Origin of the sequence: Psychrobacter communis (assembly GCF_014836505.1) — a bacterium.
Taxonomy (GTDB): domain Bacteria; phylum Pseudomonadota; class Gammaproteobacteria; order Pseudomonadales; family Moraxellaceae; genus Psychrobacter; species Psychrobacter faecalis.
In genome coordinates this window covers 50,712-74,988 of the sequence record NZ_JACSQR010000012.1, presented here as the reverse complement: position 1 = coordinate 74,988, position 24,277 = coordinate 50,712, and the positions used below count along the sequence as shown (strand labels likewise).

Genomic DNA, 24,277 nt, shown 5'->3' with positions numbered 1-24,277 from the left:
CGTGAGAAAGTCGCCTAAGAGCTTTTGCTTTTAGAATCCCCCACTTGAGCTTGTCGAAAGTGGCGGGAGTATGTCAAAAAAGCCCAGTCATTTGCTGCAAAAAATCAGCGACATGCTTATGCAGATTTTCTCGATAAGCCCAATGGTGTTTGACCTCATGGCTTGCCTCATTGGACAATAGTATTTTCATCATTCCTTTCTCTTCATAACGCTTGGCCAAATCATTGGGAAGGTAGCCGACGTGATGACCCGCCAAAATTAACTGTGCGGTCGCCTCCATATGATAAGTGGTGGCGCTTAACGTTTTTGGACGCACATGGTTGATACTTAGGTCAGTAATATAACCCCGTTTTATCCAAGGATAATTTTGTTCCAAGTCCTCAAAAGTTAAACCGTCTGCCTCATAAAATAGCCGATGCTCGCGTCCGCAGCAGACGACTTGCTTTTCGATAAATGCTGGCTGAAAGGTCAATAGGGGCGGGAAGCTGCTAAAATAACCCACGCCAATATCACTTTCATTGCTAAGTAACTTATCAAGCATACTCTCAGGGCTTTGCACATCGATAGAAAAATGTATCAGTGGGTTTTGACGATAGCTCGCAGCCAAGCATTGACGCAAGACATCATAAAAAAATGTTGGCATCTGATCGATAAGACATAATCGAATATGACCGCCGCGTACCGAATCCAGTTGCCGAATATAGTGCAATTGATGCTGAAAGCTGGCCACCGCCTCATTAAAGCTTAAGCAAGCCTCATAAACCGCTGCGCCGTCTTCGGTGAGCTTAAAACCCGCGCGCCCGCGATGACAAAGCGTCATACCCAAACGATCTTCTAAATGGGTTAAATGACCGCTAATGACAGACGGCGTGACATTTAAGCGTGACTGCGCGGCGGTCACGCCTTGGCATTCCACGATGGCCATAAAGCTGCGCAGGGTCTTGATGTCAATTTTTATCAATTCATCTAGCATGGAAAGTCATGTCCCCGTATCTATTATCTTAAACCGTCTTAACCAAATTTTTTATATAACTTCTATAAATAACGAATAAATCAAAGTTACTACGAAAAACCAGAAGTTTACTTCTAAATTTTACCATGGTCTCGCCTTTGATATTTAGGTATTGTCAGAGCTATAGAAAAAACGGCATAGACAAAAAGTAATATAGATAAAAAGTAATGTAGACACACTGTCTGTTTTGACCAATCGATATAAGGATGTAAGTGATGAAATTCAATCAACCATTAAGCGGCAACGATATGCCAAGATTTGGCGGCTTCGCCTCTATGATGCGCCTGCCAACCCAAGCGGATGCTGAGGGGCTAGACGTGGCTTTTGTTGGCGTGCCTTTAGATATCGGCACCTCAAACCGTAGCGGTGCTAGATTGGGACCACGCCAGATTCGCGATGAATCCCGTATGATTCGCCCTTATAACGTCGCCACTCGCGCCGCTCCCTTTGAGTCCTTACAAGTCGCTGACATTGGCGACGTGCCTATCAACACCTTTAACCTGCTAAAAAGCGTCGATATTATTGAGAAATTCTATACCGATAAAATCCTCAGTCATGGCGCTATTCCGTTGACATTAGGCGGCGACCATACCATTGCTTTGCCTATCTTACGTGCGCTCGCCAAAAAATATGGCCCTGTTGGGATGGTACATATCGATGCCCATGCCGATATCAATGATGAGATGTTTGGCGAACAAATCGCTCATGGTACGCCGTTCCGCCGAGCTGTCGAAGAGAACCTCATCGATGGCAATCGCGTCGTTCAGATTGGTCTGCGTGGCACGGGTTATAGCGCCGAAGAGTTTGATTGGTCAACCGAGCAGGGTTTTCGCGTCGTGCCTGCTGAGGAGTGCTGGTATAAATCACTGATACCATTAATGGCAGAAGTGCGCGAAAAATTAGGCGCTGGCCCAGTATACTTAAGTTTTGATATTGATGGTATTGATCCTGCGTTTGCACCGGGTACGGGAACCGCTGAAATCGGTGGCTTGACATCCACTCAAGGTATCGAAATCATTCGCGGTATGCGTGGCCTTGATGTGGTCGGTGGCGATTTAGTAGAAGTGTCACCGCCGTATGACCCGTTTGGTAACACCTCGGTACTAGCCGCGAACCTGCTATTTGAGATGCTATGTATCTTACCGGGCGTGCGCTATGACGATAAGGTTAAAGCCATTTATTGAAAATAATTTATAAACCCAAACTGTCCTTTATAAGGAATTAAAGGGTAGTTTGGGTTTAGCTTGGATTTGATACTGAACGACTTATTTAATTGCTATTAAATTTTTTAGGATGATTAACTCATGACGCATTCTCTACAAACGCCTTCTTCATTGCCAAATTCCGCGCCAACTGCCTCATCTCTAACTTGTGGTGAGCTACTCGTACAGTGGCTAGAATATTACGGGGTGAAGACGGTATTTGGTATTCCGGGCGTACATACGGTCGAGCTATATCGTGGCCTGCCGAATACCAATATTCGCCACGTGACGCCGCGTCACGAGCAAGGCGCAGGCTTTATGGCGGATGGTTATTACCGCGCGTCTGGTAAAGTCGGAGTGTGCTTTATCATCACTGGTCCCGGCATGACCAATATCATGACGGCGATGGCGCAAGCATTGGCGGATTCTATACCGATGCTGGTGATATCTAGTGTCAATAAAGTGCAGCATACCGGCAGCGGTGAAGGGCACTTGCATGAATTGCATGACCAGCAAGGTATGGTCAGTAAGGTGGCGCTTATGAGTAAAACCATTTGGCAGCCTGAGTCATTACCCAAAGTCATCGCCGAAGCTTTTGCGTTATTTAATGCCGCGCGTCCAGGACCGGTGCATATCCAGCTGCCCATTGATGTGATTACCGCTGATGCCCGCCATGTCGCCAAGCCGCCTAAACTAAATAAGCTAGATACTTCTCTAAACAGCCAATCTGCTAATAATATTTTGGCACAACTACAAGCAAACAAACCACTTCCTCACCCTGCACAATTAGATTTGATTGTTGAAACCTTAAAAACGGCAAAAAATCCAGTCTTACTTTATGGTGGTGGCTGCGTGGATGTTAATCATGACGCACAAAAACTGTCAGAACTTATCGATGCGCCGACATTTTTGACCATCAATGCCAAAGGTTTACTGCCGCCTGCGCATCCGCTGAGTTTGGGTAGCAATCAATCATTGGACGCTGGTCGCGCCGTCATTAGCGAGGCCGACTTAGTATTGGCGATAGGTACGGAGCTTGGTGAGACTGATTACGATGTTTTTTTTAATGGTGGGTTCAAAATCAATGGCACGTTGATTCGTATCGACTGTGAAGCTCAGCAATTACAGCGTCCGTTTAGAGCGGATATTGCGCTATTGTCGGATGCGCAAATGGCTATTAGTGGTCTATGTACGCGCTTAGAAAATCAACCGCTGCATCATCAAGCAGCACCGCGAGTAGCAAAGGTAAAGCAAGCGTTGATAGAAGAAATGACGCCAGATTTTGCTGGTCAAAACGCGCTGCTACAGCTGATTCGAGATGAGGTGGAAGACGTTATCTTCGTTGGCGATTCAACCCAGCCTGTTTATAGCGGCAATCTTGGCTTTGAAGCGTTAACTACGCGTCGATGGTTTAACTCATCGACGGGCTTTGGCACCCTGGGTTATGGTTTGCCCGCCGCGATTGGTGCCATGATTGGCTCAAAAGCGCCCGTTATCAGCCTGATTGGTGATGGCGGCATTCAGTTTACTATTACCGAGCTAATCTGCGCTGCCGAGCTTGAGCTGCCATTAATTGTGCTGTTATGGAACAACCAAGGTCATGGTGAGATTCGCCGCTATATGCAAGAGGGTGGATTGCCTTTGATTGGAGTTAATATAAAAACCCCGAACTTTGAGCGGTTAGCTGCAGGATTTAGCGCCGGTTATCGTCGAATCACAGATAAGCAGCAGCTATTAGATGCCTTGCAAGAGGATATTAAAGGCAAACAACCAATTATTTATGAAGTCGATGAAGCCGATGCATTTCTTCTTGAAATGGGTAAAGGTTTTACCTGCTTTAGCTAAAGCATAATTGCTACTAAAAATAACTTATAAAACGTTATCTAACTATTTGCGCAATGCGCTCAGTCTATGGATAGATTGGGCCGCCAAAGAAAAAATTGACGCTCGTCACCTATCAAGGAGGATTGAATGACGAACTATATAGATAAATCCCAGCAGCCAATCTTAGGTAACAATACCATCGTTTCAGGCACGCCAGAAGGACTACATTGGCGCGCCTCCATGTGGAAGTTTTTGCTATTTTCAGCACTGGGTATTGCGCTGTTTATTATTCCCTTTCAGTGGGATGGCAAAGTCACCATTTTATTGGGCGTATTAAGCGATACCTTGCAAGCAGTGCTGGGCAGTTATGTGGTTTACGCGGTATTGGCAATTGTGACGACCTCCTTTATCGGGGCGCTGACCGTTAAGGTTTTAAGACCCAATCTGCCCGCAGGCTCCATGTGGACAAAGCTTTTTGATGTCGATTGGTTTTGGTTTGCTGCCCGCTTTTTGGGCGTGCTGTTTGCGTGGATGATTTATTTACAAGTCGGCCCTGAGTTTATTATCAATCATAATACCGGCGGCGTGATTTTCGAAGATCTGATTCCTGTTGTGATTCCTTTGTTCTTTTTTGCCATTTTATCCTTACCGTTTCTTACAGATTTCGGTTTGATGGAATTTTTGGGTACTTTAGCTAGCAAGGTGTTCGTTAAGTTATTCAGGTTGCCGGGTCGCTCTGCGGTCGATGCCATGTCCTCTTGGTTTGGCGCCGCCTCTATTGGTCTGCTGGTGACCATGCAAGAGTATGATAAAAGCTACTATAGTCAGCGTGAAGCAGCAATTATCACCACCACTTTTTCGGTGACATCCATCGCCTTTACTTATGTCGTTGCCAAGACCATCGGCGTTGACAACAACTTTGTTTTCTTTTATCTAACCATTGCTGCAACTGGTTTTATCGCTGCGATTATTATGCCGCGTATACCGCCGCTGTCATTAAAGCCTGACACTTATCATTCTGGTAAAAGTATGCTCGATGAAGAAATCCCTACTGAGTATTCTACTTACCAATGGGCGGTCAATCGTGCCGTCACGCGCGCGCATTCTATGCCAAGCTTAGGGAAAGTGTTTAAGCACAGCCTAAAGAACTTATTTGATATTTATTTTGGCTTAATTCCGGTTATTTTTGCTATTGGCGTTATTGGTCTTGGTTTAGCAGAATACACGCCGGTATTTAATTGGCTCTCTGCGCCGCTCGTGCCGTTGCTTGAATTACTACAAATTCCAGAGGCAGCAGAGGCCGCGCCTGCGATGATTATGGGCTTTGCCGATATGTACTTGCCAGCATTGGTTGGTAAAAGTATTGAGAGTGAAATGACGCGTTTTATCGTTGGTGCAGCTTCTATTACCCAGATTATCTATATGTCTGAGGTAGGCGCGCTGATATTGAAATCAAACATCAAGCTGAACGTCTTAGAGCTGTTTATAATTTTTATCTTGCGGACGCTGATTAGCTTGGTGGTCATTACGTCGGTGGCGCATCTATTGTATTAGTCGTGATTGCAACGCCTCATTTTGGCATTAAAAAAGCAGTGAACAGTTAGCGTAAAGACAACTTTATTAAACAATATAAGGCAACTAGTCATCATGGAAATAACAAATTCTTTATCCTTAACGAGAGCCGCCGCTCAGCAAAGCATGAAAAATGAAGTTAGGTTAAATGCCGCCTACATAGAGGGTGATTGGGTCACGATTGCAGCCTCTGAATCAGTAGATGAGCATGCTTTATATGATCCAAACTCCGGCGAAGTCATTGCAAAAACTCGCTTGTGTCGTAGCGCACAGGTAGACAGCGCCGCTTATGCCGCATCACGCGCTTATGCAACTTGGTCGCAAACCAGCGTCAATGAGCGCGCGCGTTATCTGCAGGCGATTGCAGATACGATGGCGCAGCAGTTTGAGAAGCTGGTTGCGTTGTCGGTATTGAATAATGGTAAGCCGATTGCAGAGGCGAAAATAGACGTGAGCGACGCCATTGCTTGTTATCGCTATTATGCCAATCTTATCACCGAGCAGACGACTTGGTCTAAGGTCGAGACAAACGAGTCAAGCATACGCTTATTAAAAACCTATGCACCCGTTGGTATTTGCGCCCTTATCGCGCCTTGGAACTTTCCGATGGTCACCACCGCTTGGAAACTAGCGCCCGCGCTGGCGGCAGGGTGTACTGTTATTCTCAAACCGTCAGAGGTGACACTATTACCAGAGTTGATGCTGGGCAATATATTGTCTACTATTAATCTGCCAAAAGGGGTGGTCAATATCCTACCGGGCGCAGCAGAAGTAGGTGCGGCGATGACCAGCCACCCGTTGATTGACAAAGTGTCTTTTACCGGCAGTAATGTCGTCGGTGAAAAAGTAATGCGCCAAGCAGCAACAGGTATCAAGGATATCAGTCTAGAGCTTGGTGGTAAGTCCGCTATCGTAGTGCGCGCAGATGCTGATATTGATTATGCCTGTGATTTAATCATCGGTGGTATCTTTACCAACGCCGGTCAGATTTGTTCTGCGACCTCAAGATTGCTCGTCCATCAAGACATTGCGCAGTCGTTATTTGACGCACTGAAAACAAAAACAGAAACTTTGAAAATTGGCGATGGTTTTGCTGTCGATACGCAAATGGGACCGCTGGTCAGTGCGCAGCAACTTGCGCAAGTCAAAAAGTATATCGATATCGCGGTTGATGAAAATCTTAATTGCCTAACAGGTGGCAAGATACTAGAGCGTCAAGGGTATTTTGTCACGCCGACCATTTATACAGAGGTACCAGTGAGTAGTCGGTTATGGACAGAAGAAGTATTTGGGCCGGTATTGGTCAGTACCACCTTTGCAGACGATGCGTGGGCGGTTGAACTTGCCAATGATAGTAAGTATGCCTTGGCAGCGACTATTGTGAGCGCCAATGAAAGTGCAGCGTTAGAGATGGCGCTACAAATTCAAGCTGGTCATATTTGGGTTAACGAGCAGCAAATCGTATTGCCCGAAGCAGGCTGGGGCGGGTTTAAGCAAAGTGGCATTGGTCGCGAATTGGGTGCTGATGGTTTGTCTGCTTATCAGAAAAGTAAGCACGTTTTGCTACCGTCGTAATTGCTGATTTTAGCGCTTTATCATTTTAATCATTGTCATTTTAATCATCATGCTTTTCTGCGCTTAGAGCATTTTTCTATCTCGCTAATAAAAATCCCCTGTTATAGATATTCTATATAGGGGATTTTGGTTAATGCGTAGCCATAAAATTGTAGACTACCACATCAAATCATCTGGAATAACATAAGCGGCATAAGGGTCATCTTCTGCCAGCTCGACCTCTGACTTGTCATTCGACACCACAATGAAACCTTCGAGCTTGGCGTTGATACGATCAGCTAGTGGACGAGGCAGCAGCGCATAATCGTCTTCTAAGCGCGCAATCACCACATGACCCGCTACGATTTGATCATAGAGCTTTTGGGAGATATAAATCTTTTTAATTTTGCCATTATCAACAAACTGATAAGTGATGTCACCCTGTGTTTCTGTGATTTGATGTTGCCTAATCATTTGTATAACGTTGGCTCTTAGCGTTTTTTCTTCTAAAAGCTGCTGTTTTTCTTGATTGAGCTTTTGGTCTTTTTCTATTTTTTTGGCTTGAGCGTCTGCCAAGGCTTTTTTGGCTTCAAGATTTGATGCGTCACCTGTGCGCTTGGCATGCTGTGACTGTTTGCTGATTTTTTTGGCTTTTTTGCTATCCACCAATCCAGCTTTTAAGAGTTGTTCTTGTAGGGCGTTTTTGGCCATGTCTGTATTACCTAAGTACCTAAGTGAAATTGCCTAGATCCAAAATTATAGTGTTTAAAAAGGTTATGGTAGCAAATTTTGTGCAGTACTGTCACAGTCTGGCGTAAAAATCGTTCATTACGCCTTAAAAGAATAATTTTAAAAAGTAATTGTACATAATATCTCTCACATAAGGTTTAAAGATAAAGAGCTAAGCTTTTATTCAAATTGTCAAAAAGACGCACCCACATCGTGAGTACGCTAAAAGCTATATAGGTGTAATATAAAAATGCTTAAATAAAAATAGAGTTTAGTCAGATTTAGGTTGCTATAGGCGTATCTAAAGTTACTGGTTGTACCTTGCTTGTTTTGCCATCCACTGCTGCGCTTAAATTCACAAGGAAAATAGCAGTGGCTGCAATTAATCCTGGTATCGCGATAAACAAAAAGTTCGTCTGGTGGCTTAGCTCTAGTGTAAGTAACGCGCCAGTTAAGATAGGACCTACGATAGCACCAATACGACCAATACCTGATGCCCAGCCCATAGCTGTTGTCCGTACACTCGTCGGATAATACTGTGCGACAAAGGTGTAGAGTAGTATCTGTGAGCCGATAGTCGTAGCGCCTGCAATCGCGATCAGAGTATATAGTACTAGCTGAGGGCTGTTATAGCCAAGCAGTATCAACGCCGCAGCGCCTAGGGCAAACATGATGGCTAAGACAGGTTTAAGATGAAATTTATCAGCCAGTATGCCGCCGCCGATAGCTCCCACCATGCCACCAATATTGAGTGCAAATAAGAACAGCATGCTTGCACCTAGTGAGTAACCCGCCTGAATCATTAGTTTTGGCAACCAACTAGCAAGGGCGTACACCATCAGTAAGCACATAAAGAAAGCGACCCAAAACATGATAGTAGTGAAACCACGGTTTTTCAGAAATAAGGCTTTAATGGGTGCATCATCGCCTTTGGTCGGCTCGTCCAATAGCAAACTGGTAGAAGTGGTAATCGTTTCTTGCGGTGCCAATTTTTTAACAATAATTTTGGCTTCTTTATCTCGCTTCTCTTTTACCAAATACATCAAAGATTCAGGCAACATTTTCCAAATGATTGGCAAAAGTAGCATTGGAATGCCAGCGATATAAAACATAATCTCCCAGCCAAAATCTACCACCAAAAACGAGCCTAATAATGCCGATGCCATGCCTCCAATGGCATAACCACTAAACATTATAGCAACTAAAGTACTGCGAATACGTTTTGGTGCATATTCGGAGGTTAAAGCCACGCAGATAGGCATAACACCACCGATACCTAGGCCTGCAATAAAGCGCAAAGTGGCGAACTGTATTGGACCACCAGCAAAAGCACCAAGAAAAGTAAAGCTACTGAACAAGCCGACGCAAATCATAATGGTTTTTTTGCGTCCAATCTTGTCTGAGAGTGTTCCAAAAATCATGGCGCCAAACATCATGCCAAAAAGTGCAGCACTGGCAAGAAAACCTGCTTGTACTGCGGTTAATGACCATTCCTCCATGAGTAGGGGCAATGCTACACCATAAATAATAAGATCATAGCCATCAAAGATAATAATCAATAAACACCAAAATAAGACTTTCCAGTGAAAAGGTGCAAATTTGGCTTCATCAATAACCCTATTGATGTTTAAAGTAGGTGAGTCCATTCTTTTTTCTCCGTGGGTAATATCCCTATAAGTCTTTATTAAGTTATTGTTTTCTATCAAGCAAGTCAAAAACCATCTGAGTATTAATTTATACCTATAAAGTATAGATTTTGACGTAACTTAATAAAGGGCGGTGACATGTGGTAAAAGAGAAAAGCACCTACATATCCTTTAGATATGCAGGTGCTTTTCTTAAACCAAATGAAAGATTTAAACTCTTAATTGTTAGACTATTTTTTTATTACTAAAAAATCTGATGGTATCCGTAACTCTATTAGTCATGAAAATATTGTTTGATTAATTGATTGAACACGTCAGGCTGTTCAATATTTGAGATATGTGAGGCATTAATGGTCGTGAGTGTTGCATTTGGGATATGATCAACCATGTATTGACCATCCGCAACTGTGGTCACAGGGTCTTCAGTACCTGCAACCACTGTGACGGGTACACGAATATCTTGTAACTGCTCGCGAGTATCAGCGACAGATAATGCCTCGCAGCAGCTAGCATAACCCTCGCTACTGCCAGCTGCGAGAGCATCAGATAATGCTTTAACGACATCTGGATAATCATCGATAAAACTTGCTGTAAACCAACGCGAAGCAGCTGTCGATGCAATAGGTTCTAATCCTTTCTCACGTACCAATTTTGCCCGATCTACCCAAGCATCCTCATTGCCAATCTTCGCGGCGGTATTGCAAAGCATTAAGTGATGGAAGCGGTCAGGGTAATTGATAGCTAACCATTGACCCGTCATTCCGCCCATAGAGATGCCACAAAAAGACGCTTTATCGATGTTTAGATAATCAAGCAAATCAATAACGTCTTGTCCAAGCTGATCTAAACGATAAGGGCCTTTTGGTGCGGAAGATTTACCATGGCCACGGGTATCGTAGCAGATAATAAAGTAATCGTTTTGTAAGGCATCGATTTGCGGCTGCCACATATGATAGCTAGTGCCCAAAGAGTTAGAAAATATCAGAGCAGGATTGCTGCTATCGCCAAAAGTGGCATAGTTTAGGGCAACGTCTTTGTTGTCAAATATGGGCATCATTATTATCCTTTTTAATCATGGTAATGTCATTGCAGTAGTAATGGTGGGTGGTTTGAGCGATATTTATGAATAGCACTATCTAATCGTTGACAACCCGTTCAATAATCATCGCAATGCCTTGTCCAACCCCAATACACATCGAGCAAATAGCATAACGCTTATCAGTTTTCTCAAGTTGATTGAGTGCTGTTAAAATTAAACGTGCGCCTGAGGCACCGAGTGGATGACCAAGGGCAATGGCACCACCATTAGGGTTGACGCGCGCGCTGTCATCAGCTAACCCTAAGTCACGCGTACAAGCGAGAGCTTGAGCGGCAAAGGCTTCGTTTAATTCAATGACATCCATCTCATCAAGTGACAGTCCAGTTTTTACCAGTAGTTTTTTTATCGCTGGTGCTGGAGCAAAGCCCATAATACGTGGCTCAACGCCTACCGTAGTTGAGGCCACAATACGTGCACGCGGTTTTAGATTAAACTCTTTAACCGCTTGCTCTGATGCCACTAAAAAAGCCGCTGCGCCATCATTGATACCTGACGCATTGCCAGCCGTCACGGTGCCATCTGAGGTGACGATAGGGCGCAGTTTGGTCAACTTCTCAAGCGTGGTATCAGCGCGAGGGTGTTCATCGGTATCGACAGTGATAGGCTCGCCTTTGCGTTGCGGGATGCTGACTGGAGTAATCTCATCTTTGAAAAACCCTGCCTTTTGCGCCGCTGCGGTCCGTTGTTGACTACGTAGGGCAAAAGCATCTTGGTCAGCGCGATTGATATTGAATTGTTCTGCGACATTTTCAGCAGTTTGCGGCATGGTCTCCGTGCCATACAATTCGTCAAGCTTTGGATTGATAAAGCGCCAGCCCATGGTTGTATCTTCAAGCGTTTGACTACGATCAAAGGGTTTATTTGCTTTACCCATTACCAATGGCGCACGGCTCATGCTCTCAACGCCACCTGCGATAATCAAATCAGCTTCACCGGCTTTGATGGCGCGTGCCGCTATCGCTAACGCATCCATTGACGAGCCGCATAAGCGATTCACGGTAGTGGCAGGCACTTGATAAGGTAAGCCAGCTAGTAACGATGACATACGCCCGACGTTGCGATTGTCTTCACCGCTCTGATTAGCACAGCCGTAAATAACGTCATCTACTTGTACCCAATCGACATTGGCATTACGTTCCATTAACGCCTTGATAGGGATAGCTCCCAAATCGTCAGCGCGTATCTGTGCTAGAGCGCCGCCGTAGCGTCCAAAAGGTGTGCGAATGGCATCGATAATATAAGCATCATTTAAACCAGTGATTGAATCAGTCATCATCCTTGTCCTTTTTATTATTTTGAATTTGTAGCATCAATTAGCGTCGCACCCGTCAATGCTTGTAAGTCCGCAAAGCTTAAGCCATCGACCATTTCAGTGACGGCTAAACCTTTATCAGTGACATCAATGACACATAAGTCAGTATAAATACGATCAACACAGTTTTTGCCAGTCACAGGGTAGGTAAGCTTGCTAACGATTTTAGGGTCGCCAGTCTTGGTGGTGTGATTGGTCATCACAAAGACTTTTTTGGCACCGACGGCTAAATCCATCGCGCCGCCAACAGCCGGTATTGCATCTGTCGCACCGGTGCTCCAATTGGCTAGATCACCATTTTCAGCCACTTGAAATGCACCTAGTACGCAGATATCAAGATGACCACCGCGCATCATGGCAAAAGAGTCGCCATGATGAAAGAAGCTGCCGCCATCGAGCATTGTGACGTACTCTTTTCCGGCATTAATCAGCTCGGGATCCTCTTCACCTTTGGCAGGTGGTGGCCCAAAAGCTAATAAGCCGTTTTCTGAATGCAAAAATACATCTTTATCATCCGGTAGGTATTGGGCAATTTTAGTTGGTAGTCCGATGCCTAAATTGACATAGGCACCATCTGGAATATCTTGTGCAGCACGCTCGGCGATTTGATCGCGGGTCAAAACGGTGTAGGAAGTATGGTTCATGATGACGCTCCTTATAGTTGGCAATATTAAGCGGTGGCTGTAGTAGCTGTGCTAAAAAGTTCAGCGCTAGCAGATTCAGTGCTAGCAGGCTGAATTTGCACCACATGCTGCACAAAAATACCCGGCGTAATAATGTGTTCAGGATCAAGCGCGCCAAGCTCAACCGTTTCGGAGACTTGGGCGATAGTCACGTCAGCTGCCATTGCCATAATTGGACCAAAGTTACGGGCAGACTTGCGGTACACCAAGTTTCCCCAGCGATCGCCTCTAGAAGCTTTGATTAAAGCAAAATCAGCCTTGATCGGATATTCAAGAACATAGTCTTTACCATCGATTTCTCGAGTTTCCTTACCTTCTGCGAGTAAAGTACCAAAGCCTGTGGGCGTATATACCGCACCGAGTCCCATACCTGCTGCTTGAATACGGCAAGCCAAATTACCCTGTGGTACTAGCTCCAGCTCAATCTTGCCAGCATGATAAAGCTCATCAAATACCCAAGAATCCGATTGACGCGGGAAAGAACAAATGATTTTACGCACAGCACCTGTTTTTAAGAGCTTGGCAAGGCCGTGATCGCCATTACCGGCATTATTATTAATGATGACCAAATCCTTTACGCCTAAATTAATAAGTCCATCAATGAGTTCAGCTGGTTGCCCTGCAGTACCGAAGCCACCAATCATGATGGTGGCGCCATCTTTGATTTGACTAAGTACGTCAGTGATGTTTTTATCTGCTTTGTTAATCATGTTTATATCCTATAAAAAGTCATATGAGGTAGTGTCTTTAAAATTAATAAGTGGTACATGGGTTGGACTCATTGCTCTGACACTACTTAATTTTTTTCGTAAGAGACTTGCTCTTAATTGGCTTCATTATTAGAGGTCGTTAATGAGATAGATGATGTTGGTAGTAGGCGTTTTTTGGTCAGAATATAGTGAGCAATCATGCCAATAAGAATGCCCCAAAACACAGAGCTTAATCCCAAAAAGCTCATACCCGATGCTGTCGCTAAAAATGTAATCAATGCAGAGTCTCTTTGCTCATCATTTTTCATAGCAATGGTGATATTGGCAGAAATGGCACCGATTAATGCAAGGCCGGCCAGTGCCGCGACAAGCTCTTTTGGAAGCAAGCTAAATACCATCACGATACTGCCAGCAAATAAACCGCCAAATAAATAGAAGATGCCATTGGCGACGCCTGCAATATAGCGTTTCTCTTTTACCTCATGAGCATCTTTACCAGTACAAAGCGCCGCAGTGATGGCAGCAAGCACAATGGTAATACCACCAACGCAGGCGACTGCTAACGACGAGAGACTAGAGATGGCGACAATGGGTTTGGCTGGCGTGTTATAACCGCTAAGATTTAAAATAGCCATTCCCGGTAAAAACTGTCCTGTTAAGCTCACAAGAATAAGGGGTATAGCGAGGTTAAACGTTGAGTTCCACGACCATTCAGGTGCAATAAAAGTAGGTATGGTAACGGCTAAATCGAAATGGACAGGGTTCATTTTGCCAAGTAAGACGCTTAAGATAACACCGCATATCAATACCCAGATCATCGTATAGCGCGGCGAAAAGCGTTTGGCTAATAAATAGCAACCGAGCATGCTAAAGACGATAAATGGCATGCTATCAGTGGCTTTAAATAATTCTAAGCCGAATTGAAATAGAATCCCTGCCATCATGCCAGCGGCAATACCGTTAGGAATCCATTTTAATATTTTGTCGAAGTAACCTGTCGCTCCAACAATAAATATGACAATCGCTGAGATGATATAACCGGCAACAGCTTCATTAATACTCATCTGTGGAAATAGGGTAACTAGTAAAGCGGTACCAGGGGCGGACCATGCTGTAATAACCGGTGTTTTATATTTAATAGATAAATAAATACCAGGAATGGCAGCACCGATGGAGACACCCCAAATCCAAGACGCCATCATGGCATCTGAAACTTGTGCGGCTTGTGCGGCCTGAAAAAAAATAATCAAAGGACCCGCATAAGAAATAAGAACCGCTAAGAACCCTGCAACCGAGGCGGAGAGCGACCAATCGCTTTTTAAGGTTTGGATTACAGAGGCCATATTGCTTCCTTGCAAATTAGCATTGGTCATGGGATTAACAGTTTGGGATGACAAATTCAGGTTCATGCTATTTATTGGCAGATTTATTATTAGCCTTCGTCGCCACCGCCCACAGGAATGGTACTTCCAGTAATATAAGAAGACTCATCGGATGCTAAAAACAAGATGGCATTGACTTGCTCATCAATCGTGCCGTAGCGTTTCATAAAGGTGCGATCAATGGTCTGATCAACCACCGCATTCATCCATGATTTTTCATCATCAGTTAATGGTTTGGCGTTACGTGGAATCTTTCTGGGCGGCGCTTCAGTACCGCCAGTTGCTACAGCATTCACACGGATGCCATCGTTTGCATACTCAAAAGCGAGCGATGCGGTCATGGCGTTCACGCCGCCTTTCGCTGTCGAATAGGGTATGCGGTTGATACCGCGAGTAGCGATAGAGGACACATTAACAATAGTGCCTGACTGCTGTTTGACCATGGTTGGTAAAACAGCATGACAACACCATAATGTTGGAAATAATGAGCGGCTAATTTCCTTTTGAATCTCTGCTTCAGAGAAGCTGGTAAAAGGTTTCATCCATATTGCGCCGCCGACATTGTTGACCAATATATCGATACGCCCATAGCTATCAAGTGCCTTATCAATAGCCTCTTTAGCACCTTGATGGGTTTCAAGGTCGGCTTGAATGGTAATTGCCTCTCCACCATTAGCGATGATTTCAGCCAGCACCTCTTCTACTAATGGAGAAAAGTCTGCCATGACGATTTTTCCGCCCTCATTTGCCAAACGTAAAGCGACTCCGCGTCCGATGCCTTGGGCGGCACCAGTAACGATACATACTTTATTATCAAATCTTTTACTCATGACGGTCTCCTAAAAATCTTGCTCATGCTTTGCTAGTAGAGTAATACGGCTAGGCTACGTTATTGTTCACTGGGCGTGAATTTTTCATAGTAAAAATTACTCGGTTTTAGATTACTGCTGTCTAACCAATTACTCACCGCATCCACCATCCCTAACGGACCACACAAGTAGACATCGACGTCACCATCGTTCAGCCACTCATTATCAACATGACTGGTAACATAGCCTTTACGCTCATGATTACTGTCTTCAGCGGCGACACAGGTGCGGTAGTCAAACCAAGGGTGGTTTTGTTTGACTTCTTCTAGTTTCTGAACTTCTATAAGATCAAAGTCGTTGGTGACGCCGTAGACCATCCTGACAGGATGATGAGCACCAGACACTTCTAAGCTTTTTAGCATCGATAAAAAAGGTGCGATACCAGTACCACCTGCTAGAAATAGGGTCGGGCGGATTAGAGGGCGCAGGTAAAAGCTACCAAATGGACCCTCAAAATTAATCTCTTGACCTATAGTCGCAGTATCAGATAAAAAGGTGCTCATTTTGCCGTTAGGAATATTACGAACGACGAACTCAGCCTGCTTGGCATTGGGTACAGAGCTAAATGAGTAAGAGCGCGTTTCGTTGGAGTTAGGAATGTTGATGTTGACGTATTGTCCCGGAAGAAAGACCAAAGCCTCGGGATTATCAATATCTACACCAAAATGAATAGTGGATTCTGACAGCACATTCAGCTGTTGTAGTTTGCCTTTGAATACAGACTTGCCGACTTTACAGGCTTCAGAAGAACTTGGCACTTTGATCACGCAGTCGCTTTCAGGAATCATCTGACAGGTGAGTACATAACCTTCAGCGGCTTCAGCTTCTGTCAGTGCATCTTCGATATACATATCAGGGTGCATGTCGTAGCTGCCAGATTCACAATGGCAACGGCAAGTACCGCAAGCACCATCAAGGCAATCCACAGGGATATTAAATTTTTGACGATAAGCGGCTTCGGCGACGGTTTCGTCGGCTTCACATTTGATGAAGCCTGTGACGCCGTCTTCGAACTGTAGAGCAATATTATATTCCATGAGAAATATCCCTTTTCAACACGTATTAATTAAAAGCTAGTGGCTAAATAATGAGTGAATAATGTTTAGACGTGATAAACATCCATAATTTGATGCACATAGTCGTCTTTTAAGACCACATACTTATCCAAAATTTTTGGTTGGTCTTGAGTCATGTCTATTTTGTACTGAGAGTAACCCCAATAGGTATTGGTCTCGTGATAGCGAAAGGACTTGTTGATCCAGTTGAAACGCACCGTCACAATACCGTCATTGTCTTCGAGTAGTTCAATATTCGATAAATTGTGCGTGGTACGCGTATCAGGAATGGTCGCTGATGAGCGCTCAGTCTCGATGCGGAAGATACGATCTTCAAGACCACGGCGATCCGGATAATAAATCAGCGAGATTTCTCGTTGTGGGTCGCTGATGAGCTGACCATCATCATCCCAACTTGGCATCCAGAAAGGGCAGTCTTCATCGTAATAAGTGAGCCATTCTTCCCATTTTTTCTCATCCAATAAACGCGCTTCACGGTATAGAAACTGTCTAATGTCTTCAATGTTAACCGTTGCATTTTTCATGATTGATATCCTTATTTTTTGTCAGTTCTACAATAAATAGCAGAGTAATAATAAAAAATGTATTAGTCGCTATTAGCACCGTGTAGCTGCTGCTCTTGCTCTAGAGCTTTTTTCATCTCTTCATGCCAGTAGCGATGTTGGACGGTATATAGTCCTTCATCTTCAGTCTTAACACCACTCATTAAAGGTTTGAGGTCAATAGCGGCAGCGCCTTCATCTGCACCTTGAATCCAGTGCTCGGAGCCTCGGCACATATCATTCCATTCAAGCTTGATACCGTTATAACCTTCTTGGCATGAGCGGAACTCTTCTAAGTCATCAGGGGTTGCCATACCAGTAACGTTAAAGAAATCTTCATACTGACGGATACGGCGTGCACGTGACTCATCGCTTTCGCCTTTTGGTGCGATACACCAGATGCTAACTTCAGTTTTGTCAACCGCGATAGGGCGGAGCATACGAATTTGTGAGCCGAACTGATCCATGATGTAGACGTTTGGATATAGGCATAAGTTACGTGAGCGTTCAATCATCCAGTCCGCCATGGCTTCACCGTAGCTGGCGACATACTCATCGCGATAAGCGTAGTTTGGACGGTCTTGTGGGTTTTCCCATTGTGTCCATAACAGCATGTGTCCGTTTTCAAAAGAGTAAAACCCACCGCCTTGTCGACCCCATTTGCCAGCGTTCATGGCTTTGATATTGTCTTCTTTGACTGCTTCAGTTTCTTTACGGCGGGCAGTGGTAGCCGCATAGTTCCAATGGACGGCTGATACGTGATAGCCGTCGGCACCGTTTTCAGCTTGCAGCTTCCAGTTACCATCAAAGGTATAGGTTGAGGTGCCGCGTAACACTTCTAGACCTTCTGGCGATTGATTGACAATCATGTCAAGAATTTTGGTAGAGCCACCAAGCCAGTCTCCGATTGGCTGAACATCATCATTTAAGCTGGCAAAGATAAAGCCTTTATAATTGGCCATCTTCACTTGTTTTAAGTCGTGTGAGCCTTCTTTATTGAAGCATTCTGGATAGCCTGCATGTCTTGGGTCTTTAACTTTAAGCAGCTTACCTGAGTTGTTAAAGGTCCAACCGTGGAATGGGCAGGTGTAAGTGGCTTTATTGCCTTTTTTATGTCGGCAGAGCTGTGCACCACGATGTGAGCATGAGTTAATCATGCAGTGCAGCTCGCCTTCTTTATTGCGGGCAAGAATAACAGGCTGACGACCAATGTATGAGGTGTAGTAGTCGTTGTTATCAGGAACTTGAGATTCATGAGCCAAATACACCCAATTGTTTTCAAAGATGTACTTCATCTCAAGCTCGAACAACTCTTCGTTAGTGAAGGCGCTACGATGCAGGCGATAAATCCCTTTTTCACTGTTCTCTTCTAAAAAATCATCAATAGTGATGTCTGATCCTTCAGGTACTAGATTGATACGCTCGCTCATGGCTGCCTTCCTTGTATAATGACGGTATAAAATGAGATTAGAAGCTAACGTTTGATACGACAACTAAGGACATATCAAACGTAAGTCGCTAATCGTTATTAATGAATGCTATTTAATATGAGTGCTCATTAACCTTGAGCACGGCGGCGTTCTACTTCGCTGCCTTGGACGTTTTGGTCGATATCTTTTACTAAATGAAAGTCAAAGTCGATACTTGCGTAAGGCTTATCAAGCGCTTTTTCTTTTAGCTTGTCCGCATCTTCGACCATCGTTACCTCTGGTACCAAGCCTTCGCGGCTGGCAAAGGCAAAGTCATCCCATAAGTACTCATCGCCATCGATGTTAATTTGTGTGGTCAATTTACGATGCCCGTCGGCACTGGCAAAGAAATGAATGTGAGCTGGGCGATGACCGTGACGTCCTAGCGCGCCCAATACTTTTTGCGTCATTCCTTCTGGTGGTACCGAGTAACCTAGCGGCACGATGCTGCGGAATGCATAATTTCCGTTTTCATCGGTAATGATGCTACGACGTAAGTTGAAATGAGACTGTGACTCATCAAAGAAAGAGTAGTTACCTAAGCTGTTGGCATGCCACACTTCAACTTTTGCGTTTGGAAGAGGCTTTCCATCTTCACCATAAACAGTGCCTTGCATAAATAGCACGGTGCCATTATCAAGGTCAGTGCCATCATCTAGACGCGCAAAGCCCTTTTCTTCTGGCGCACCAGCGACATAGAGTGGACCTTCAATAGTACGTACAGTACCACCGTCAAGACCGGCTGCTTTTAAATCCTCTTCAATCATTAAATCCATGAAGTGATCGAAACCCAAGCCTGGTGATAATAAACCAGCTTCTTTGCCCAAATCACCGATAAACTCAACGCCAGACCAATATTCATCGGCAGTGATTTTTAAGTCGTTAATGGTTTGCATAAGGTCGGTCACGATACGCAAGACAATCTCTTGTACGCGTGGATTGACTTGCTCTGGGTAATCGATTTTACCTTTGATGAACTGCGTAGCTAATGTTTCAATTTGGCTGCGTTCCATGTCTCTCTCCTTGTTGAGGACTGTTTTGTTAAGGGGTTGTTATAGTGAGTATTCTTACTCAAATTTTTATGGATTCTGATATCAGCTGTACTGGCTTGCTTTAGCTGTCATCACTACGAACAGATGATGGATGACGTAACAATGGTGTCACTTCAACCTTCATATACGGATAGAGCGGTAATGACATCATAATGTCATGTAGCTCTTCATTACTCTCAACATCAAAGATACTGAAGTTAGAGTACTGACCGGCTATGCGCCAAATATGACGCCATTTACCTTGCTCTTGGAGCTTTTGTGACAGCGCTTTTTCGGTGGCTTTAAGCTCGTTGACCTTGTCGGCGTCCATATCTGTTGGGATTAAGACATCCATTCTGACGTGGTATAACATAATTATTTCCTTATATTTGATGACGGGTAATTTTTTTAGCTGTTACAGCATTTCAGTTTGAGCATTAGTGGCAAATTGCGGCTTCGATGATTTAAGTGAATTATTGATTGCTTGTTTGGCGTAGTGATAGACTTTATCGCTATCTACTTCGATACCAAGACCTGCGCCCGTAGGTACATTTAACCCAAAATTTTGATAATCAAGAGGCTGTGCTAAAACATCGTCGGTTAATAACAACGGACCAAACAGTTCGGTGTCAAAATTTAGACTGGGATAGGTTGAGAATACATGAGCTGAGGCCACCGTACCGATAGGCCCTTCAAGCATAGTGCCGCCATACAGCTCGATACCTGCTAGATGTGCCATTTGTCCAATAAGACAAGCTGCTCTCAATCCGCCTGCTTGATTAATTTTTACCGCAAAGACATCAGCATAATGATCTGCTGCTAAATGAAAGGCATTCTGAGGATCTTGGACAATTTCATCCGCCATAATCGCCACATCAAAGCGATCAGTTAAACGTTTTAGGGCGGCTTTATTACGCATTGATATAGGTTGTTCTATTAAATCAATGCCTCCAGCTTGTAATAGGCTAATACCTTGTATTGCCTCAAGTTCTGTCCAAGCCTGATTGACATCAACGGTAATGCGGCAATTAGGCAAGGCTGCTTTTATGGCTAATACGTGGGCCACATCATCAGTAATCGGATTGCTACCGATTTTTAATTTAAAAATGCGATGGCGCTTTTGCTCAATCATGCGCTTAGCTTCGGCGATATCGGTCGCTGTATTGCCGCTGGCAAGCGTCCAAGCCACTTCGATACGGTCACGAACACGACCACCAATCAGCTCACTTACTGGTAGGTTTAGGCGTTTACCTTCAATGTCGAGTAGGGCGGTTTCGATGGCACACTTTGCAAAGCGGTTGCCATTGATATGAAGACTTAGCAGCTGCATGGCTTTTGCTGGACTAGTCGGCTGCTCTTTTAATAAAAGAGGGGTAAAGTAGGTGTCGATATTGGTCTTGATGCTATGAGGGCTTTCTTCTGCGTAGCTTAGACCGCCAATGGTGGTTGCTTCACCCCAACCTTCATAGCCATCTTCTGTTTGAATGTGCACCAACACCAAAACTTGTTCGTTCATAACGGTACAAGCGAGCTTATGAGCTCTTATAGTAGGTATCGGTACCAATAAAGTATTAATTGAACGAATCATAACAGTCCCTATTAAGTTAATGCTGCTTCCTTATGCTTAATAAGAACTATAGTTGCTGTATAACGACATGTCTAAGACCTATTTGGTCTGATATTGATACCTTTTGGGTATTTTGATAATCAACCTTCACCGTGTTATGTTCTTTAGGTATCGATAGGCTTATAGGTCACTCAAGGAATAATGTTCAATGGAATTGAGACATTTACGCTATTTTGTAGCGGTAGCAGAGGAAAAAAGTTTTAATAAGGCAGCAGAGCGTTTGTTTATTTCACAGCCCCCACTGAGCCGTCAGATAAAACAGTTGGAAGAAGAGATCGGCGTCACGCTCATTGATAGGGACAATCGCCCTTTAAAGCTTACTGAAGCTGGCGACTTTTTTTATGATCATGCGCTTGAGATAATAAAAAAATCAGATGATCTGCGGGCGATGACCTTTCGTAAAGGCAGCTTTGACAACACATTATCGATAGGTTTTGTGTCGTCGATACTGTATGGCATATTGCCGAAAGTGATTGCGCGCTTCAGAGAGGTCTATCCAAATATAGAGATTAAATTATATGAATTGAACTCTTGGCAGCAAACGCAAAGCTTAGTAGAAGGCAAAATAGATGTCGGTTTTGGAAGGCTTATATTTGAAGACGCTTCTATTAGGCGATTATTACTGAGACAGGAGCGTTTAGTGGTTGCGGTTCCTAACAAGCATCGATTGGCAAAAGAGCAACAAAAGAGTATTCGTTTAATGGATTTAACCAATGAAAATTTATTGTTATATCCAATGGCACCTCGTCCTAGCTTTATCGATTTTGTCTTAGAGCTCTTTGAGTCACGCAATCTAAAAGCAAACTATTTTACTGAGGTACGTGAGCTGCATGTTGCGTTAGGGTTGGTAGCAGCAGGCGAGGGCTTGACTATCGTACCAAAAACGCTTGAGCCTCTGCGGAGTCAGGAAGTGACTTATATTCCTTTCGAGGACGGGCTTTTAACCTCGCCTATCGTCATGAGTGTGAGACACTTTGACAAATCAGAGCTATTAAAAATATTGTTGGACGTGACTTATCAGATTTATGATGAAGAAGGGTTTGATTATAAGCCTGAAAAAATTTAAGAAGATCAATTGCTTATTAATAATCTTAATATGAACTCATAATAGGATAGTTTTATGCCAGAATTCCATTACAAACCCGAAGCAGGCCCGGCGGAAGTAGCACGGCTCGTTTGTGGTAGCCCTTATTATAATCGTCGTGAATACGATTTTTCTGAACTAGAAGACTGACTATAAAGAGCTGATAAAGGTTTAACGCATGCTTAAGTAGCATTATAAATCTGCAACTTCTAAAGTTGAACTATTTTTAAATTATCAAAGAGTAAGTGCTTTGAAAGAGTGTGCTAAGCTTGGGTTTGCTAACTTACCCTAATATGATTATTCGTTTACCAGATTCCGTTATGCGCTTGATGCAGCATATCTCAGCGATATCTAAGTAAAGGTCCGCCACAGTCTTATACATTCTGAAAACCTTGAAAATACCATAAAAAGAGACTTGTCGTATCGCTGCGAACAAGCCTTTTTTTATGAAATATAAGGAACAGTCTTAGGGTATGTGGTCAAATCTACCCAGCACGATTTTATACAAGTTTATTGAACAAAGCTTTTGGTTAATTTAGTATGTTTTTGCGAGTTGTTAAATATATGGCTTTAGAGAGTTAACATATATGGTAATTATGATTACCGTATATTGGCTATTATTCTAATAAACGTTAGTTTTAATCGTATCAATTTCATTATTTTTTAATTTATGTCTGTTAATTTACGTCAAGGATGACCCGTATGAGTATCAAAGCATTTCCAGCAAAATGGATGACTGAAGAGCACGAAATGGTATATGACAGTGCGCTAAAAATGTTTCAAAGCTGGGAGGACAAAGACGAGCAGTGGCGAGAAAACGGTATGATTGACCGCGCGGCTTGGGAAGAGGCCGGCGAGATGGGCTTTTTATGTGCGTCAATACCAGAAGCGTACGGCGGCGGCGGCGGTGATTTTGGTCATGAAGCCGCGATTCTTTTGGCGCAGGCGCAGGCGAACCGAGCCAGTTATGGCGGTATGGTGCACTCAGGTATCGTGGCTCCATATATCTATAAGCTTGGAACTGAAGAGCAAAAAAAATCATTGTTGCCTAAGATGGCGACGGGCGAATATATTGGCGCTATTGCGATGACTGAGCCGACGACGGGCTCTGATCTGCAGGCCATCAAAACTTATGCGATAAAAGAGGGTGATGACTATATTATTAATGGTTCAAAAACCTTTATTACCAATGGTCAGCATGCCAATATCGTGCTATTAGCTTGTAAGACAGACCGCGATAAGGGCGCACAAGGCGTCTCGCTGATTCTTGTTGAGACCGACGATTTAGAAGGCTTTACACGTGGCCGTAACCTAAAAAAGACGGGTCTTGCTGGACAAGATACTTCAGAGCTTTTCTTTAGTAATGTGCGTGTGCCACAAAAAAACGTACTAGGCGGTGTCGAGGGGCTCGGCTTTATACACATGATGCAAGAGCTGCCGCAAGAGCGCCTGATTATTGCTTTAAGTGGCTGCGGCGCGATGAAATTGGCATTAGAGCTGACGCTTGAATATGTCAAAGAGCGTGAAGCCTTTGGCAAGCCAATTTGGCAATTCCAAAACACGCGCTTTAAGCTCGCTGAGGTACAAGCGGATTATTTAGCGGTAAAAGCCTTATGTGATTCAGCAGTTGAGGCGCAAATACAGGGTAAGCTTGACGCCGCGCAAGCATCCTTAATCAAGTACTGGGTGACAGAAAAACAGTGTAAAACGATGGATGAATGCTTACAGTTATTTGGTGGTTACGGTTATATGTCAGAGTACCCAATCGCTCGTATGTATGCCGATGCTCGCGTACAAAAAATCTACGGCGGCACTAATGAAATCATGAAAGAGCTGGCCTCGCGCTTTATGTAA

At 44.0% G+C, this 24,277-nt stretch carries 21 protein-coding genes; 6 read left to right on the top strand and 15 right to left on the bottom strand.

The features are described from left to right. Positions 1–73: 73 nt before the first annotated feature. A complete protein-coding gene (locus tag H9653_RS06170; RefSeq protein ID WP_191691248.1) occupies positions 74–973 on the bottom strand; it encodes a LysR family transcriptional regulator in 900 nt (299 codons plus the stop codon). Positions 974–1,227: 254 nt separating this feature from the next. On the opposite strand from H9653_RS06170, the gene speB reads away from it, so the two are divergent. From speB to H9653_RS06150, 4 genes are all read left to right on the top strand, one after another. Further along, a complete protein-coding gene (speB, locus tag H9653_RS06165) occupies positions 1,228–2,196 on the top strand; it encodes an agmatinase (protein WP_191691247.1) in 969 nt (322 codons plus the stop codon). A 120-nt stretch (positions 2,197–2,316) separates the two neighbouring features. Beyond that, positions 2,317–4,059, top strand: coding sequence for a 5-guanidino-2-oxopentanoate decarboxylase (locus H9653_RS06160; protein WP_191691246.1), 1,743 nt, complete (start codon positions 2,317–2,319; stop codon positions 4,057–4,059). Positions 4,060–4,185: 126 nt separating this feature from the next. Beyond that, on the top strand, positions 4,186–5,592 hold the full coding sequence (locus tag H9653_RS06155) for a YjiH family protein (RefSeq protein WP_191691244.1): 1,407 nt from the start codon (positions 4,186–4,188) through the stop codon (positions 5,590–5,592). Between the two features lie 93 nt (positions 5,593–5,685). Beyond that, positions 5,686–7,185 (top strand): aldehyde dehydrogenase family protein, encoded by a 1,500-nt coding sequence (locus tag H9653_RS06150; protein WP_191691242.1) that lies wholly within the window; start codon positions 5,686–5,688, stop codon positions 7,183–7,185. A 156-nt stretch (positions 7,186–7,341) separates the two neighbouring features. Here H9653_RS06150 and H9653_RS06145 read toward each other — a convergent pair whose 3' ends face one another. From H9653_RS06145 to H9653_RS06080, 14 genes are all read right to left on the bottom strand, one after another. Further along, the gene (locus H9653_RS06145) at positions 7,342–7,875 is read right to left on the bottom strand and encodes a DUF2058 domain-containing protein (protein WP_102076920.1); all 534 of its coding nucleotides are present in this window, start codon (positions 7,873–7,875) and stop codon (positions 7,342–7,344) included. A 299-nt stretch (positions 7,876–8,174) separates the two neighbouring features. After that, positions 8,175–9,539, bottom strand: a complete 1,365-nt coding sequence (locus H9653_RS06140; RefSeq protein WP_102076542.1) for an MFS transporter — start codon at positions 9,537–9,539, stop codon at positions 8,175–8,177. Positions 9,540–9,813: 274 nt separating this feature from the next. Beyond that, entirely contained in the window at positions 9,814–10,593 is a 780-nt protein-coding gene (gene pcaD / locus H9653_RS06135) for a 3-oxoadipate enol-lactonase (protein ID WP_191691254.1), read from the bottom strand. An 82-nt stretch (positions 10,594–10,675) separates the two neighbouring features. Continuing rightward, entirely contained in the window at positions 10,676–11,911 is a 1,236-nt protein-coding gene (gene pcaF, locus H9653_RS06130; RefSeq protein ID WP_191691252.1) for a 3-oxoadipyl-CoA thiolase, read from the bottom strand. A gap of 17 nt (positions 11,912–11,928) precedes the next feature. Then, the gene (locus H9653_RS06125; RefSeq protein WP_191691239.1) at positions 11,929–12,594 is read right to left on the bottom strand and encodes a 3-oxoacid CoA-transferase subunit B; all 666 of its coding nucleotides are present in this window, start codon (positions 12,592–12,594) and stop codon (positions 11,929–11,931) included. 26 nt (positions 12,595–12,620) lie between these two features. Then, positions 12,621–13,343, bottom strand: a complete 723-nt coding sequence (locus H9653_RS06120; protein WP_191691237.1) for a 3-oxoacid CoA-transferase subunit A — start codon at positions 13,341–13,343, stop codon at positions 12,621–12,623. A 113-nt stretch (positions 13,344–13,456) separates the two neighbouring features. Then, complete coding sequence (benE, locus tag H9653_RS06115; protein WP_191691235.1) at positions 13,457–14,686, bottom strand: benzoate/H(+) symporter BenE; 1,230 nt, start codon at positions 14,684–14,686, stop codon at positions 13,457–13,459. 89 nt (positions 14,687–14,775) lie between these two features. Next, positions 14,776–15,555: a 1,6-dihydroxycyclohexa-2,4-diene-1-carboxylate dehydrogenase gene (locus tag H9653_RS06110; protein ID WP_191691233.1), complete on the bottom strand. Its 780-nt coding sequence runs from the start codon at positions 15,553–15,555 to the stop codon at positions 14,776–14,778. 59 nt (positions 15,556–15,614) lie between these two features. Next, entirely contained in the window at positions 15,615–16,631 is a 1,017-nt protein-coding gene (gene benC / locus H9653_RS06105; RefSeq protein ID WP_191691231.1) for a benzoate 1,2-dioxygenase electron transfer component BenC, read from the bottom strand. Positions 16,632–16,696: 65 nt separating this feature from the next. After that, entirely contained in the window at positions 16,697–17,194 is a 498-nt protein-coding gene (gene benB / locus H9653_RS06100; protein WP_020443471.1) for a benzoate 1,2-dioxygenase small subunit, read from the bottom strand. A gap of 62 nt (positions 17,195–17,256) precedes the next feature. Next, positions 17,257–18,642: a benzoate 1,2-dioxygenase large subunit gene (gene benA / locus H9653_RS06095; protein WP_191691229.1), complete on the bottom strand. Its 1,386-nt coding sequence runs from the start codon at positions 18,640–18,642 to the stop codon at positions 17,257–17,259. A 128-nt stretch (positions 18,643–18,770) separates the two neighbouring features. Then, the gene (catA, locus tag H9653_RS06090; protein WP_191691227.1) at positions 18,771–19,694 is read right to left on the bottom strand and encodes a catechol 1,2-dioxygenase; all 924 of its coding nucleotides are present in this window, start codon (positions 19,692–19,694) and stop codon (positions 18,771–18,773) included. Between the two features lie 100 nt (positions 19,695–19,794). Continuing rightward, a complete protein-coding gene (gene catC, locus H9653_RS06085; protein WP_011513602.1) occupies positions 19,795–20,085 on the bottom strand; it encodes a muconolactone Delta-isomerase in 291 nt (96 codons plus the stop codon). A gap of 42 nt (positions 20,086–20,127) precedes the next feature. Next, positions 20,128–21,300 carry a muconate/chloromuconate family cycloisomerase gene (locus tag H9653_RS06080; RefSeq protein ID WP_191691225.1) on the bottom strand — a complete coding sequence of 391 codons (1,173 nt, stop codon included), beginning with the start codon at positions 21,298–21,300 and terminating at the stop codon, positions 20,128–20,130. A gap of 187 nt (positions 21,301–21,487) precedes the next feature. Between H9653_RS06080 and H9653_RS06075 the strand changes: the two genes are divergently transcribed. Continuing rightward, a complete protein-coding gene (locus H9653_RS06075; protein ID WP_191691223.1) occupies positions 21,488–22,405 on the top strand; it encodes a LysR family transcriptional regulator in 918 nt (305 codons plus the stop codon). 720 nt (positions 22,406–23,125) lie between these two features. Continuing rightward, on the top strand, positions 23,126–24,277 hold the full coding sequence (locus H9653_RS06070) for an acyl-CoA dehydrogenase family protein (protein WP_144296321.1): 1,152 nt from the start codon (positions 23,126–23,128) through the stop codon (positions 24,275–24,277).

Coding starts and splice junctions, on each gene's coding strand:
- H9653_RS06170 (WP_191691248.1), bottom strand. CDS start 973: ATGCTAGATGAATTGATAAAAATTGACATCAAGACCCTGCGCAGCTTT.
- speB (WP_191691247.1), top strand. CDS start 1,228: ATGAAATTCAATCAACCATTAAGCGGCAACGATATGCCAAGATTTGGC.
- H9653_RS06160 (WP_191691246.1), top strand. CDS start 2,317: ATGACGCATTCTCTACAAACGCCTTCTTCATTGCCAAATTCCGCGCCA.
- H9653_RS06155 (WP_191691244.1), top strand. CDS start 4,186: ATGACGAACTATATAGATAAATCCCAGCAGCCAATCTTAGGTAACAAT.
- H9653_RS06150 (WP_191691242.1), top strand. CDS start 5,686: ATGGAAATAACAAATTCTTTATCCTTAACGAGAGCCGCCGCTCAGCAA.
- H9653_RS06145 (WP_102076920.1), bottom strand. CDS start 7,875: ATGGCCAAAAACGCCCTACAAGAACAACTCTTAAAAGCTGGATTGGTG.
- H9653_RS06140 (WP_102076542.1), bottom strand. CDS start 9,539: ATGGACTCACCTACTTTAAACATCAATAGGGTTATTGATGAAGCCAAA.
- pcaD (WP_191691254.1), bottom strand. CDS start 10,593: ATGCCCATATTTGACAACAAAGACGTTGCCCTAAACTATGCCACTTTT.
- pcaF (WP_191691252.1), bottom strand. CDS start 11,911: ATGACTGATTCAATCACTGGTTTAAATGATGCTTATATTATCGATGCC.
- H9653_RS06125 (WP_191691239.1), bottom strand. CDS start 12,594: ATGAACCATACTTCCTACACCGTTTTGACCCGCGATCAAATCGCCGAG.
- H9653_RS06120 (WP_191691237.1), bottom strand. CDS start 13,343: ATGATTAACAAAGCAGATAAAAACATCACTGACGTACTTAGTCAAATC.
- benE (WP_191691235.1), bottom strand. CDS start 14,686: ATGGCCTCTGTAATCCAAACCTTAAAAAGCGATTGGTCGCTCTCCGCC.
- H9653_RS06110 (WP_191691233.1), bottom strand. CDS start 15,555: ATGAGTAAAAGATTTGATAATAAAGTATGTATCGTTACTGGTGCCGCC.
- benC (WP_191691231.1), bottom strand. CDS start 16,631: ATGGAATATAATATTGCTCTACAGTTCGAAGACGGCGTCACAGGCTTC.
- benB (WP_020443471.1), bottom strand. CDS start 17,194: ATGAAAAATGCAACGGTTAACATTGAAGACATTAGACAGTTTCTATAC.
- benA (WP_191691229.1), bottom strand. CDS start 18,642: ATGAGCGAGCGTATCAATCTAGTACCTGAAGGATCAGACATCACTATT.
- catA (WP_191691227.1), bottom strand. CDS start 19,694: ATGGAACGCAGCCAAATTGAAACATTAGCTACGCAGTTCATCAAAGGT.
- catC (WP_011513602.1), bottom strand. CDS start 20,085: ATGTTATACCACGTCAGAATGGATGTCTTAATCCCAACAGATATGGAC.
- H9653_RS06080 (WP_191691225.1), bottom strand. CDS start 21,300: ATGATTCGTTCAATTAATACTTTATTGGTACCGATACCTACTATAAGA.
- H9653_RS06075 (WP_191691223.1), top strand. CDS start 21,488: ATGGAATTGAGACATTTACGCTATTTTGTAGCGGTAGCAGAGGAAAAA.
- H9653_RS06070 (WP_144296321.1), top strand. CDS start 23,126: ATGAGTATCAAAGCATTTCCAGCAAAATGGATGACTGAAGAGCACGAA.